The organism is Bacillus sp. MHSD_36 (genome assembly GCF_030757775.1).
Classification (GTDB): Bacteria; Bacillota; Bacilli; order Bacillales; family Bacillaceae_G; genus Bacillus_A.
Window position 1 is genome coordinate 85663 of the sequence record NZ_JAVBIS010000001.1, and the last position, 14545, is coordinate 100207.

The following is a 14545-nucleotide window of genomic DNA, read 5'->3' on the forward strand; positions in this document are numbered from 1 at the left end:
AGGATTCTCAAATGAAAATCCTCTCCCGTTTTATGCTGCTAATTTTTTGTGTGTATGATGTTTACGATAACGTCCACGCATTGCATAGGCAATTTGCGGGATAGCAATACCGATTAAAATAAGTGATACACCGAACCATTGTGAAGATAGCACAGCTTCTTTTAAAACGAAGACAGACATAATTGTTGTAACTGGTAATTCTGCGGCACCAAGAATAGTTGCTAAGCCAGAACCAATCTTTGGAATGCCAATTGTAAAGGCGATAGAAGGAATAACGATACTAAATGTTCCTAATCCTAAACCGTATTTCCAAAGTCCTTCTGAAATTGCACCGTTAAAAATAAATGTTGGCGGGAATACGATCATTACTAAAGTTAAAGCGCCTGCCATTAAGAGAACACCGCGCGGTAAGGAAGGTACTTCAACAGCAACTTTTCCGCTCACAAAAATGTATGTTGCAAATGTAACAGCAGACAATAAACCTAATATGATTCCAGTTGTATCAAAATCACCTGCTGATTTTTCTAGTAAACCACTTGATAAAAATGTACCTGCAAGTAAGAAAATAACGGAAATCACCTTTTCTCTTGAAGGTATTGTTTTTGTTGCCACTGCTTCAATAATAATTCCGACCCAAACGAATTGGAATAAAAGTATGATTGCAATAGATGCTGGTACAGTTTTTAATGAAGCATAATAAAAAATTCCAGTGAAACTTGCAGATGTACCTGCAACGAATAAAATTAACGCTTGTTTTAATGGAACACGATGTCTAGAAAATAGAAGTGTAATAGCAAGCAAAATAATCCAACCGAACAAATACTGGCTGCCAATTACCTCTCCAAGTGAAAATCCTTCTGCATATGCAAGCTTAACGAAAATAGCTAAAATCCCATAACTACACGCTCCTAATAAAACTAAAAGAGAATAACGAAGCATGAAAAATTCCTCCCATCTATATGAAATTGTTCCTAACGGACATATATAACTAGAGGGAAGTATACAAAATTAAAAATAAAGGGTCAAATAAAAGAAAAGTGTGACATTTTATAGAATAATAATAAAAGTATGATATTTATGCATAATCTTGAAATTAATAATAGTAGAAGTATTATAAAATTAGCTATGTGCTGTATAAAGACAGCATTTGAAAAAAATATTTTTTGGGGAGATAAAAGGGTAGTCCATTATAGTGTGCTAATCATTTGAGAAACTATGTTACCTTTGTTATGTTAATAACAATTAGAGAAGTTTCGTGGTTCAATTGAGATTTTTCTATATAATAGAAGGAAATGAAAACGTTTTTTTAGAAACTGTGTGAAAGAGTAGTTTCTCTTATTATTACGTTGGAAAAGTGATTTCACGAATTGTTCACAGTATTTTTATATGATTTTGCTACAATATGTAAGGAGAGGAGTGGAATAATGCAAGATATTAGTATTTTTTTAGCGTTTGGCGCCGGGTTTTTATCATTTATTTCCCCATGTTGCTTACCGCTTTATCCGGCATTTTTATCGTACATAACAGGTATGTCGGTTTCTGAGTTGAAAGAAGAAAATGCAATGCTTCGCAAGAGAAGTATGATACATACAGCGTTTTTCTTACTTGGATTTTCAATTATATTTATTGCAATTGGATTTGGTACAAGCTTTATCGGAGGTATCTTTACAGATTATAAAGATTTAATTAGACAGTTAGGTGGTATATTTATCATCGTGTTCGGTCTTATTATTGTCGGTGTGTTTAAACCGAAATTTTTAATGCAGGATCGTAAATTCACGTTTAAAAATCGTCCGAGTGGCTATTTGGGATCTGTTTTAATTGGATTGGCATTTGCTGCAGGATGGACACCTTGTACAGGACCTATTTTAGTATCTGTCATTGGATTAGCAGCAACGAACCCAGAATCAGCGATGATTTATATGATTGCATACATACTTGGATTTGCTATCCCATTTTTCGTGCTATCATTCTTTATTACAAAAATGTCTTGGATTAAAAGAAATAGTATGAAATTCATGAAAATCGGTGGATACGTTATGATTGTCATGGGTATCTTCCTATACTTTAACTGGATGACGAAAATTATCGTATATTTCTCAAGTTTATTTGGTGGTTTTACCGGTTTTTAGTATTATTCTGTGAAAATGTTGGAAATACTAACGGAAAAGCATATAATGAAAGTATATTTTGCATATAGCCACAAAAAAGGATGAGAAAATATGAACATAGTTGTTTTATCCAGTATCGTTGCTGTTTGTATGGCTGTCGGTGCGATGTTTATTCGTTTAAAAGCAGCTAAGAAACCTGCAACATTGAAAAAAATTATACTTCCGCCATTTTTTATGAGTACGGGAGCATTGATGTATGTTTTTCCTGAATTTCGATTAACTCCAGCAGAAATGTTAGAAGCAATTGGTGTCGGTTTGATTTTCTCTATTTTTCTTATTAAAACATCTAAATTTGAAATTAGAGGACAAGAGATTTATTTGAAGCGTTCAAAAGCCTTTGTTTTTATATTAATTGGATTACTTGTCGTGCGAATTGTATTTAAAACATACTTAAGTCAATCTCTTGATTTAGGACAACTTAGTGGCATGTTCTTCTTACTGGCGTTCGCGATGATTGTGTCATGGAGAATTGCTATGTACCGTTCCTTTACGAAATTACAAAAGGAACTGGAAAAAGAAGATGGTTTTTATAATGAAAAAGATATGAAATTAACTTAAAAACTGTATATGTATAAAATAAAAAGACAGCGTTTTTTGACGCTGTCTTTTTATTTATATTGTTAACATCTTCTGTCCCAGCCGCGTCGTATAAAACGTTCCCCATTAAAGAAGCAATTTAAATTTGGTGATACAAACGGACCGATAAACGGAATGATATTTGGTTCTGTAGTCTCATCAACAGGAATCGGTGGTTTAGTAGGATCAGGTCTAAGTGTATAGCGAACGCGGGCAGTATTTCGAATGAGACCGTTTCGTGGCTCTGCTGTTACTTGAACGATAAAACGGACAACAACGGATTCACCTGGATTAACCGTTCCAATAAGAATACCAATAGTTGGATTACTTCCAGGACGTGAAACGCCGTTTACTGTTACTGAATTTGGATAGAAAGTAACTTCGGGAGGAAGTGGATCGGTAATGAGTACATTATTTGCAGGAATAGCGCCATTGTTAGTAAAGGTAAGTGTATATGTGATGAAGTCACCGAGCGAGGCGCTATTTACATCTGCGGTCTTAATAAATGTGTTTGGTTCATTAGGGTGTATTTCTATCATAATTGGTGGTGTTGTTGTCGTTGTTGTGACAGGTGGTCTAGTAGGGTCAGGTTGAGAAGTATACGTAATGGACGCAATATTTGTAATCATTCTATTAGCTGGAAGTGTAATAACCTGCACTTGGAATGAAATAGTTACTGATTCTGCTGGATTAAGAGTCCCGACTGAAATTCCTGTAGCTGGATTTGCGTTTGGAACGGGAATGTTATTAATTGTGACACTATTTGGAATGAATGACGTGCCGACAGGAAGTGAGTCTATAACAGAAATGTCAGTGATAGGAATCGTACCTTCATTTTGGAAAGTGATAGTAAATGTAATCGTATCACCTACTGAAACGATGGATTTATCAGCAGTTTTTATCGGATTAATAGTCCCGACGTTTACAGGAGTAGTTGTGGTAGGTGTAGGCGTAGTAACGGATACAGGTGGTTTAGTAGGGTCTGGTTGGTATTGGAATGAAACGTTACCTTGGTTTTGAATTTTCCCGCTTGGTGGAATTGAAGTAACTAGAACGCGGAAAGAAATCGTTGCGGATTCAGAAGGAGCAAGTGTTGAAATTGGAATACCTGCTACTGGATTTGCGGTTGGTTGTGGCACATTGTTAATAGTAACACTATCTTCAATGAACGAAGTACCGACAGGAATTGTATCAGTTACAACAATATTATTAGCCGGAATGGTGCCTGTATTTTGGAGTGAAATCGTATACGTAATAATATCACCTAGTGTAACTGTTTCCGGCGTAGCTGTTTTTTGTGGATTTAATATGGCTGTATTTACATTCGTTGTGTTAATTGGAGTAGGGTCTGTAATGGTAATAGGAGGTTCACCAGGAATTGGTTCATATGTGAAAGTAACAGTTGCTTGATTTCGAATGATACCACCAGGTGGTACGCTTATTACTCTCGCTTGGAATTGAACAGTAATTGTATCGCTTGGATTGACTGTGCCTACAGGTATACCCACTACAGGATTTGCTCCAAGATCTGGAGTACCATTTATCACAACGGTACCTGGAACAAATGTTAACCCATTTGCTAACGGATCAGTAATGATAACGGAAGTTGCAGGGACCGATCCACGATTTTGGAACGTTACTGTATAAGTGATGAGTTCATTCAAATCTACAATTTGTTTATCAGCTAGTTTATTTGGATTAGGGGTAGGTGTAATAACGGACACTTCAACAGTTGGAGTAGGGTCTGTAATGGTAATAGGAGGTTCACTAGGATTTGGTTGGAATGTGTAAGTGACAGTTGCTGTGTTTTTAATAATACCGTCTGGCGGGAGTGCAGTTACAGTAACTTGATAAGTTAACGTAATAATTTGTCCTGGAGTAACAGTTCCGACATTGACACCATTATTTGGATTTGCTCCAGGCGAAGAGACGCCATTAATCGTAACGCTATTTGGAATGAAAGTAGTCCCTGCAGGAATAGGGTCTGTAATAATAACATCTGTCGCATTAATATTCCCGACATTTTGGAATGTAATTGTATATGTGACAGTATCACCAAGATTAATAACTTGAGGGCTAGCTTGTTTGTTAGGATTAGTGGTAACTTCACTTACTTGCGTCTTTGTAGTAGGTGTAGGCGTAGTAACAGATACAGGTGGTCTAGTAGGATCTGGTTGATATTGGAATGAAACGGTCCCTTCATTTTCAATAAAACCTGTCGGCGGTATCGAAGTTACTTGAACTTGGAAAGTCACGACGGCTGAAGTACTAGGTGCTAATGTACCGATAAGAATGCCAGAACTAGGAATGATACCTGGTTGTGAAACACCATTAATCGTAACGCTATTTGGAATGAAAGTAGTACCAGTTGGAATAGGGTCGGTTACAAGTGCATTTGTTGCAGGGACAGTTCCTGTATTTTGCAAGGAGATTGTATAGGTGATTGTGTCACCTAATAAAGCAAATACTTTATCAGCAGATTTTGTAGGATTCGTTGTTGCGGTGTTGACATTTGTAGTAGTAGGTGGCGTTGGAGTAGTTACTGTTACTGGAGGTTCTCCAGGATTAGGTTGGAATGTGTAGGTGATAGTAGCTTCATTTACAATAATTCCATTAGGTGGTATGGAAACAACACGAACTTGGAAAGTTACAATGACCGATTCACTAGGGTTTAATGTGCCAAGAGGTATGCCAAGAGCTGGATCTACATTACTAGTTGGAGTGCCGTTAATTGTAACGCTATTTGGAATGAAAGTAGTCCCTGTTGGGATTAGGTCTGTAAAAACGATGTCTGTCAGTTGTACTGTTTGTAAGTTTTGGAATGTAACAGTGTACGTAATGATATCACCTATATCAACATTATTTCGATCAGCTGTTTTCGATGGATTAATAATACTATTAATGATTTCAGTATTAACTGGTGGTGTTGTCTCTGTTTCTGTAATAGGAGGTTCATTTGGATTGGGCTGCGAGGTAAAGTTGATTGAACCAACATTTGTAACAACCCCGTTAGGCGGTATATTTGTAATCGTTACTTGGAATGTGATGGTTACTATTTGATTCGGTTGTATTGTACCAATAGGTATTCCGATACTTGGATCAATACCTGGTGGTGAAATGCCATTTACTGTAACGGAATCCACAATAAATTGTGTACCTACTGGTGGTGGATCAATGACAGATACATTTGTCATAGGAATATTTCCGATGTTTTCAAGAATGATTGTATACGTGAGTGCATCTCCAATGTTAGCAACTGATAAATCAACTGTTTTAGTTGACTCTAACTCTGCATTTTGTACAATTGTTTCTGCGATTGGAGTAGGTGTGGTTGTTGTAATAGGCGGAAGAGTAGGGTCTGGTTGAGATGTGTAAGTGACATTTGCTTCATTTGAGATAATGCCATTTGGTGGTAGAGTAGTTACTTGTACTTCTAAAGTAACAGTCACTATTTGTCTAGGGTTTAATGTGCCAACTGGAATTCCTGTTTCTGGGGTCAAATTAGGTTGTGGAATGCCATTAATTGTAACGCTACCAGGAATAAATGTAGTTCCGGTAGGGATAGAATCTGTAATAATGACATCAGTTGCAGGTATATTACCAGAATTTTGAAGGGTGATTGTATAAGTGAGTGTATCACCAATACTTGCAAACTCACGGTCTACTGTTTTTTGTGGGTTCGGGTTAGCGGTACGAACAGGTAAAGTTACGGTAGGAGTCGTTTCTGTTGTTGTAATAGGAGGTTCGCTTGGATTAGGCTGAGAAGTGTAGGTAACACTTGCTGTATTTTCTATTTTTCCATTAGGAGGAATAGCGTTTATTTGAATTTGGAATGTAACAGTAACTGTCTCGCCGGGATTAACTGTTCCAACAGGAATTCCAGTGACTGGACTTACGCCGGGTTGAGCGACATTGTTTACAGTAACACTATTCGTAATAAAAGTTGTACCCGGTGGCAAAGAATCTGTAATGGTTACACCATTAGCAGGTATAGTTCCTTGGTTTGTAAATGTGACAGTATAAGTTACAATATCGCCAATTTCTGCAAACGTAAGGTTTGCCGTTTTTGTTGGACTTATGACTACAGTTTGGATAGGAGTCGTTGTTTCAGGAGTTGTTTCTGTTTTTGTGACTGGAGGTAAATTTGGATCCGGTTGATAATTAAATGTTGCACTTCCTTGATTGCGTATTTTGCCGCTAGCAGGGATGTTTATTACTCGTACTTGGAAAGTAATCGTTGCGCGTTCGGATGGCGCTAAAGTTCCAAGTGAAATTCCTGATGATGGATTTGTTCCTGCTTGAGGAATGCCATTAATCGTAACACTATCTGGAATAAATACAGTACCGGCAGGGATAGAATCTATTACTGTTATATTCGTAGCAGGAATAGTACCGGTGTTTTGAAATGAGAGAGTATAGGTAATAACATCATTTAATGCAACGAAGGAGCGATCTGCTGTTTTTTGTGGATTTAGTGTAGCGGTATTAACTGATGTTTCTGTTTCAGGAGTTGTAATAGTTGTCGTAACGGGAGGTTCATTTGGATTTGGCTCGTATGTGAATGTAATATTTGCTTGATTTCTAATAACTCCTCCGGGCGGGATACTATTTACTACACCTTGGAACGTAACTGTAATACTTTGACCAGGATTTACAGTGCCGACGGGTATACCAATTTCAGGGTTTTCTCCAAGTTGTGATGTGCCATTTACGACAACGCTACCTGGAACGAAAGAAACACCAGATGGGAGTGTATCTTTCACAATAACATTTGTAGCGGGGACGGTTCCTCTATTTTGAAATGTTACGGTAAAAGTAATCGTATCTCCTATATCAGCAATTTGTCGATCGGCAGATTTTGTAGTCGTCGGATTTGGATTGTTAATTGGGATCTTCACACTTGGTGTGGTAGTAGTTGTTGTAACGGGAGGCTCACTTGGATTCGGTTGATATTGATAAGTGAAGGATGCTTGGTTTCTAATTATCCCGTCAGGTGGTAAATTTGTAACGACAACTTGGTAGGTGATTGTTTTTGTTTCCCCCACAGAAATAGTACCAAGTTGTATTCCGAGTTCTGGATCGGAACCAGGATTCGAAACGCTATCAATCGTAACGCTATTTGGAACGAAAATAGTCCCGTTAGGTGTAGGGTCTGTAACGACTACATTTGTAGCTGGAACTGTCCCATTATTTGTAAAAGTGACCGTATAGGTAATTGTATCTCCTATATCAGCAACTTGTTTGTCTGCAGATTTTGTAGGTGCAGTAACAACAGTCTCAACTTGAGTTTCTGTTTTCGGAGTTGGGGTTGTCTTTATAACAGGAGGTTCATTTGGATTAACAATATGATTAAATGATACAATACCCTGATTTTCTATAAGCCCATTTGGTGGCACACTTGTAACTTGAACTTGGAATGTAATTGTTTTTGCTTGATTTGGATTTAAAGTACCGATTGATATACCGTTTTCAGGATTACTGTTAGGTTGTGAGACACCATCAATCGTAACGCTATTTGGAATAAATGTTGTACCGTTTGGAATAGGATCGGTTAGTACAATATTCGTTGAGGCAACAGTGCCGTTATTTTGTAAACTAATTGTATACGTAATAATATCACCAATGTCAACGAAAGTACGATTAGCAGATTTTGTAGGATTAACCGTAGCGGTATTAACAGCGACTGTAGTAGGTGCTGTCGGTTCAGTTGTTGTAACAGGAGGCCTTGTTGGATCTGGCTGATACGTATATGTCGTTGAAGCTTCGTTTGTAATAACACCGCCAGCAGGTACTTGTGTAACAAGAACTTGGAATGAGAGTGTTTTCGTTTCACCAGGATTAATTGTTCCAACTGGAATTCCGAGTGCTGGATTTGAATTTGGAACGGGAACATTATTTAAGACTACGCTATTCGGAATGAATGTTGTCCCAGCAGGAATTGTATCGTTAAAAACTACATTCGTAGCAGGGATTGTACCATCATTAGTAAATGTAATCGTATACGTAATAACATCACCGATATCAACAGCAGTTTTATCCACTGTTTTAACAGGATTTGTAATAGCGGTATTAACAGGAGTAGTAGTAGGTGGTGTAGGGTTTGTTGTTGTAATAGGTGGTTTTGTTGGATCGGGTTGATACGTAAATGTTGTGGTTCCGATATTTCGGATTAAGCCATTCTCTGGGAGAGAGGTAACTTGAACTTGGAATGTAACTATAGCATTTGCACCAGCAGCGATTGTACCGATTTGTATACCGCCAGCAGGATTTACACCTGGTTGTGAAGTGCCGTTAATTGTGACGCTATTCGGAATAAATGTAGTACCACTTGGAATTGGATCCGTTACAATAACGTTCGTCGCTTCGATGTTTCCTGTATTTGGTACAGTAATTGTATACGTAATAATATCACCAATATCAGCAATTTGTGGACTAGCAGTTTTTGTCGGATTTACAATTGCAGTTCGTACAGAAGTAGTTGTTGGAGGTGGTGTTGTCGTAGTTGTCGTTGGGGGTTCAGATGGATTTGGTTGAAATGTAAATGTTATATTTGCTTCATTAGTAATCGTTCCATTGGTCGGAAGAGAAGTGACTTGAACTTGAAATGTGACAGTTGTAGTTTGGCCAGCAGGAATCGTACCTAGCGGAATATTTGTTGGTGTTACGCCAGATTGTGTCGCTCCATTAACTGTAACACTGTTTGGAATGAAAGTAGTGCCGGTAGGGATAGGATCGGTGATAGAAACATTTGTTGCTGAAATATTACCATTATTCGGTACAGTGATCGTATACGTAATGATGTCACCAATATTCACAATTTGTTGGTTTGCACTTTTAGTCGGATTAATGATAGTAGCATTAATTTGTGTTTCAACTATATTACTTGTAGAGTTTCTGTTAATTGGTGGTTGGTTTGGTGGGTTATATTGAAAGCTTGAAGTTGCACTATTTGGAATAGGGTTTGGTGTAGGGAGAGTATTAACCCGAACTTGAAACGTAATTGTAGCATTTCCGTTTGCAGCAATCGTTCCTACATTTATTCCAGTAGCAGGATTATCTGTAGTAGAAGTACCATTCACTGTAACGCTACCCGGTACGAACGAAGTGCCAGCAGGAGGTGTATCTGTAATGATAACATTATTAGCAGCTAATGGGGCTTGATTTGTAGCGGTAATTGTATACGTAATCGTATCACCGATGGTAGCAATTGTTTTATCTACTGCTTTTGTTAATGCGACATTAGCTGTGAAAATATCTGTATCAACTATATTGCTTGTTGCTGTCCGATTAATAGTGGGTGCGTTAGGAGCTGGTTGAAATGTGTATCCAAATGCTGCTACGTTACTGGCGACAGGTGGGGTAGGAATACTTGTTACATCTACTTGAAAAGTAATTGTAGCAGAACCGCCAGCAGGGATGTTATTAATAGGAATTCCAGTTGAAGGATCGCCAGCTGTTGGAGTACCGTTAACAGTTACACTGTTTGGAACGAAAGTGGTACCAGCTGGTATAGGGTCTGTAAATGTAACGTTTTGGGCAGGGAGTGTTCCGGTATTTTGGACAACGATTGTATAGGTTAAACGATTTTCTATTGTTGCTATTGCCATTAGATTCGTCCTTTCTGTATAAATTTAAATCCGGTCAAGGCATGGAATATTTATAAACAGCATTATTTAATAATCTAGAAATAATACTATGTGTAAATGTTAGTATGAAATGAGCCCGTCATTGCATCTTATTCAAATATAAATGAATAGGAATAGGCAAAGGCTTTTTTTTGCCTAAATGAGCTCGTACGTATATAAATGGAACTTTTTCTTTTTACGCGCATTAAATGAAATAGCGAATAAATATTTATTTTCATAGAAAGGAAGTGAGGTTGTTGGCCTTTGTACAAACATATACAAAAACGGATTCGCTTTTTATGGTGCATACAGGAAATACGTTAGGGATGCGCGGTATTACGACAGCTACTGCATATCAATATAACGCATTAATTTCCACAAATACAAATTTGAGTTTTGCTGGGGTGCCGTCTTCCACAGATGCGGATACCTTTGCAGGAACGACGAATGATTGGACATTAAATGGTTCCTGGGCAAGGTTAAATCCTTCACTAACAGACGTACCAGCAACAGCAACTGTAGATTTTGCGATGTTAGTTTGGCAAGGAACATTGGGAGGTACTGTTACAGAAGCGGTAGTAAATGCAAATATTCCAACATTCAGAACTCCGGATGATGTGACTCACACTATTACAAGTACGCCTGCGTGGGGAGAAACAAGGTCGAGTGGGACATTTCAAGGTACGATTTATACACGTGTAGCTAATGTGACGAGTATTCTTCAAGGACTTCCTAATCGTGCTGTAGGTGATTATTTTGTAGAACGTGTTCCAACGGCAAATCCACCTTTGCAAGGAACGGGAGTAGGGTGGGCATTAGTTGTTATATATCGGGATAATTCATATCCGGTTAGGAATGTTAGTTTATATACTGGTTTACTCATTTCTACATTGGGTGAGACAGCCACGATTTCCAATTTTATCACGCCAGCAATAGCGCCAGTTAACGCTCGTGTATTTACAATGGCGCTAAATGGTGATACGGATGCGACAGCGGATACATTTGTTTTAAATGGTACAGCGCTTTCGGGTCCTAATAATGCCAATCCTAATTTTTTCGCTTCGCAAGTCAATAATTATGTAGGCAACTTGGATACAATTGGTAGCTTTGCAGATCGAAATATGCCAATTGGAACTGCGGCAACGAATCGGCGTGCTGAATTTGATGTGACGAATGTCCCAGCGAACGGTGTATTAACAGCTGGATCAACTTCTGCATCAGTTAATATTCCGAATACATTTGATTATCTTTATGCTGGTGCTGTAGGTTTGCAAATAGAGTTAGGAGAGGCGCGTCTTTCTGCTACAAAATCGGTAACTGTAAGTTAAAGTAATTGAAATATTATTGGAAAATCCCTTTAAATAATAGGAGTGAGTTTTATTGGCTTTCGTTCAAGCTTACGGAAAAAATGATAATTTATTTATGATGCATACAGGTAATACGATGGGAATGCGCGGTACTGCAAATACAAACTTTGCTTACAATGCACTTATTACATTAAATACTGACACTACTTTTGGAGGAGTTCCTTCATCAACAGATCCAAATACATTTGGAGGTACGACGAATGATTGGACGCTAGATGGTTCATGGGCTGAATTAAATCCATCAACTACGATTGTTCCAACTACAGCGGTTGTAGATTTTGCATTACTTGTTTGGTCAGGTGGGTTGGATACGGCTGTTACAACCGCTGTTGTTGACGCGAATCCACCAAATTTAGTTACGCCTGATGGAACGAGTACACAAGTGACAATAAATTCAGCATGGTCATCAGGAGGGACGAATTTACCTTTCATAGGCAATGTTTATAATCGAGCAGCAGACGTTACATCTTTACTACAAGGGTTACCGAATCGAGCAGCAGGAAGATACAGCGTAACGAGATTACCTACGCGTCAACCAGTTGGTTATGGTGCAGGGTGGTCGTTGATTGTTGTATATCGTGATTCCTCATATCCGATGAGAAATGTGAGTTTATTTCCAGGTTTTTTATTATCGGGTACACCGCAAACCCTTTCAGGTTTTTTTACACCGGCTACAGGGACGGTGACAGCAAGAGCTTTTGTAATGGCGGTGAATGGTGATCCGAACTTTACGGGTGATAATTTTCAATTGAACTCTGTGACATTAACGGGGCCAAATAATCCAATAGGAAACTTTTTTAGAGGGCAAGTAAATGATATTAATGGAAATTTAAATACACTTGGTAGCTTTGCAGATCGTAATTTTTCTGGAACAACTACAAATGCAAATGCGAGAGCTGAGTTTGATATTACAAATGTAAATGCAACAGGTTCTATTGCACCAAATACGACATCCACACAAGTAAATATTACAGGCACAGGTGATACGATTTATATAAGTGCAGTCGGATTACAAATAGACTTGGCAGAGGCTAGATTAACAGCCGTAAAATCTGTAACTGTAAGTTAAAAAAGATTGCTATCATCTAGCAATCTTTTTTTATGAGGTGGATTTTGTTAGTAAAGATTGATAATGAGAATAATCAATTTCTTTTTCTTGTAGTTTTTTTACTAAAAATTTATGATCACGCTTCGGTGTAGCGATAATATACCCTTTAATAATTAAATCTTGTGTAATTTGAGAGGCTTTTTCTTGTAATGCTAGTTCACCGATTTTGCCAGCAATTTTTGATTTAGCAACATCGCGAAATAGTTCTGGAACAGGACTTACGAGCTCTTCTAACAATTGTTTTTGTTCGTCATCCCATAAATGCCTAGTTTTATTAATATAGTGCTCTTCCCAATCTAGAATAGACATACCATCTTCTTTTGGTAGTCGTTTTAAAAATTTTCTGAACATAAAGTATCCACCGATAGACATAAGTCCTAATAAAATAACAGTCCATAGCACAATAAACCAACTGAACCATCCTTCGAGCAAGCGTATCCCCCCTTAATGATTGCGGTTTTCTTTTATTCATATTATAAACAGTGAGATTCATAGAAAGCAAGAACGCTTGGTCATTTTGACCAAGCGTTATCATTTAAACAAAGTATAGTTGTTCAACACATAAATTATTATTATCATCTTCTACATATTCGATGATTAATGTGCCAACTTTACGATCTTTATCTTCAGTTGTGAAAATAGAGTAAGAAGTAAAACGTGCTGTTGATAGGCCGCTTATATGTGTAGGTAAAGAAATGTAGTCGTTATCGCGGAAGAATTCCATCAGTTCAATATCCTCAAATTCTTTTCGGTCAACTTGTTTATTTGTATAGCGGCGTTGAAGTTGTTTTAAAGACTCATTCCAAGAAATTGCTTTTGTATCGTATACCATTGTTCTATCTCCTTACTGTATGTAATCATTAAGAACATACGTTCTAAACTAGTATACTCTTTTTATTAGAAAAGGGAAAGCAAAAAATAATGTAAGCTTGGGTTTCCAAGCTTACATTATCGATGCGTCCGTCATAATCTCTATTTTTATTATAAATTAGATAAGAATAAGAAACAAGATGATATATATTTTGTTGATGGTTTTCAAAATTCTGTATATTATAGTTGTACGAAAGTGCAAAGGACTGAGAGGGATGGCGTATGTAATTTCACTACAAGGACCGATGGCAAGTGGGAAAACAACATTAGCTAAGAGGTTAGAACGATTTGGGCTATCGGTGATATTTGAAAATCCATATCCAATTGTAGAAAAGCGAAAGCAATTAAAGTTAGATATGAATTCAAAAGAAGGATTTATTATAAATCAAAAAATGTTTATAGAAGCAAAAATAAAGGAGTTTCAAAATGTGAAAGATTCAGTTGTAATTTTTGATCGTGGACCAGAAGATATTGAGTTTTACACACTTTTTTATCCAATGATTATAGGAAAAGAGTGGAATATAGAAACAGAATTGAAAGATGAATTATATAAATTAAGAGAATGTCGCTCAGATGCTATTTTTTATTTAGATGTGACGGAAAAGAATGTATATGATAGAAAAAATAACGATAGGACAAGAAAACGAAGTACATTTGAGGAGCAATTTAAATTAGTAGAAATGGAAAAAGACTGGTATAAACAATTTCCTGTAACTTATGTGGACACGAATAAATTAACAGCAGAAGATTTAGAGGTATATTTTATGAGGTGGATAAAGCAGAAAGGTCAATATGACGATGGAGAAACTTTTACTTGAGAATGTAAAA

9 protein-coding genes and 1 pseudogene are annotated in these 14545 nt (G+C 37.3%); 6 read left to right on the plus strand and 4 right to left on the minus strand.

Annotated elements, in window-relative coordinates:
* Window positions 1-30: 30 nt before the first annotated feature.
* Window positions 31-939 carry an EamA family transporter gene (locus Q9B79_RS00530; protein ID WP_306182197.1) on the minus strand — a complete coding sequence of 303 codons (909 nt, stop codon included), beginning with the start codon at window positions 937-939 and terminating at the stop codon, window positions 31-33.
* A 325-nt stretch (window positions 940-1264) separates the two neighbouring features.
* Between Q9B79_RS00530 and Q9B79_RS00535 the strand changes: the two are divergent.
* The 3 genes and pseudogenes from Q9B79_RS00535 (at window position 1265) to Q9B79_RS00545 (ending at window position 2729) form a co-directional block, all read left to right on the plus strand.
* A pseudogene (locus Q9B79_RS00535) lies at window positions 1265-1390 on the plus strand (peptidase T).
* Window positions 1391-1424: 34 nt separating this feature from the next.
* Entirely contained in the window at window positions 1425-2132 is a 708-nt protein-coding gene (gene ccdA / locus Q9B79_RS00540) for a cytochrome c-type biogenesis protein CcdA (RefSeq protein WP_097844375.1), read from the plus strand.
* A gap of 90 nt (window positions 2133-2222) precedes the next feature.
* Window positions 2223-2729 carry a CcdC family protein gene (locus tag Q9B79_RS00545; RefSeq protein ID WP_306182199.1) on the plus strand — a complete coding sequence of 169 codons (507 nt, stop codon included), beginning with the start codon at window positions 2223-2225 and terminating at the stop codon, window positions 2727-2729.
* A gap of 62 nt (window positions 2730-2791) precedes the next feature.
* Here the strand turns inward: Q9B79_RS00545 and Q9B79_RS00550 are convergent, their stop codons facing one another.
* Window positions 2792-10354 (minus strand): DUF7507 domain-containing protein, encoded by a 7563-nt coding sequence (locus Q9B79_RS00550; protein ID WP_306182200.1) that lies wholly within the window; start codon window positions 10352-10354, stop codon window positions 2792-2794.
* 275 nt (window positions 10355-10629) lie between these two features.
* On the opposite strand from Q9B79_RS00550, the gene Q9B79_RS00555 reads away from it, so the two are divergent.
* Window positions 10630-11700 (plus strand): hypothetical protein, encoded by a 1071-nt coding sequence (locus tag Q9B79_RS00555; protein WP_306182201.1) that lies wholly within the window; start codon window positions 10630-10632, stop codon window positions 11698-11700.
* A gap of 52 nt (window positions 11701-11752) precedes the next feature.
* A complete protein-coding gene (locus Q9B79_RS00560; RefSeq protein ID WP_306182202.1) occupies window positions 11753-12808 on the plus strand; it encodes a hypothetical protein in 1056 nt (351 codons plus the stop codon).
* Between the two features lie 30 nt (window positions 12809-12838).
* On the opposite strand, the gene Q9B79_RS00565 is transcribed toward Q9B79_RS00560, so the two are convergent.
* Window positions 12839-13279: a DUF2621 domain-containing protein gene (locus tag Q9B79_RS00565; protein WP_306182203.1), complete on the minus strand. Its 441-nt coding sequence runs from the start codon at window positions 13277-13279 to the stop codon at window positions 12839-12841.
* A 103-nt stretch (window positions 13280-13382) separates the two neighbouring features.
* Entirely contained in the window at window positions 13383-13679 is a 297-nt protein-coding gene (locus Q9B79_RS00570; RefSeq protein WP_000262403.1) for a hypothetical protein, read from the minus strand.
* Between the two features lie 253 nt (window positions 13680-13932).
* On the opposite strand from Q9B79_RS00570, the gene Q9B79_RS00575 reads away from it, so the two are divergent.
* A complete protein-coding gene (locus Q9B79_RS00575) occupies window positions 13933-14535 on the plus strand; it encodes an AAA family ATPase (RefSeq protein ID WP_306182205.1) in 603 nt (200 codons plus the stop codon).
* The last annotated feature ends 10 nt before the right edge of the window (window positions 14536-14545 follow it).

Bases quoted from the DNA above. Each gene is read 5' to 3' on its own strand.
- Q9B79_RS00530 (WP_306182197.1), bottom strand. From the start codon at position 939: ATGCTTCGTTATTCTCTTTTAGTTTTATTAGGAGCGTGTAGTTATGGG.
- ccdA (WP_097844375.1), top strand. From the start codon at position 1,425: ATGCAAGATATTAGTATTTTTTTAGCGTTTGGCGCCGGGTTTTTATCA.
- Q9B79_RS00545 (WP_306182199.1), top strand. From the start codon at position 2,223: ATGAACATAGTTGTTTTATCCAGTATCGTTGCTGTTTGTATGGCTGTC.
- Q9B79_RS00550 (WP_306182200.1), bottom strand. From the start codon at position 10,354: ATGGCAATAGCAACAATAGAAAATCGTTTAACCTATACAATCGTTGTC.
- Q9B79_RS00570 (WP_000262403.1), bottom strand. From the start codon at position 13,679: ATGGTATACGATACAAAAGCAATTTCTTGGAATGAGTCTTTAAAACAA.
- Q9B79_RS00575 (WP_306182205.1), top strand. From the start codon at position 13,933: ATGGCGTATGTAATTTCACTACAAGGACCGATGGCAAGTGGGAAAACA.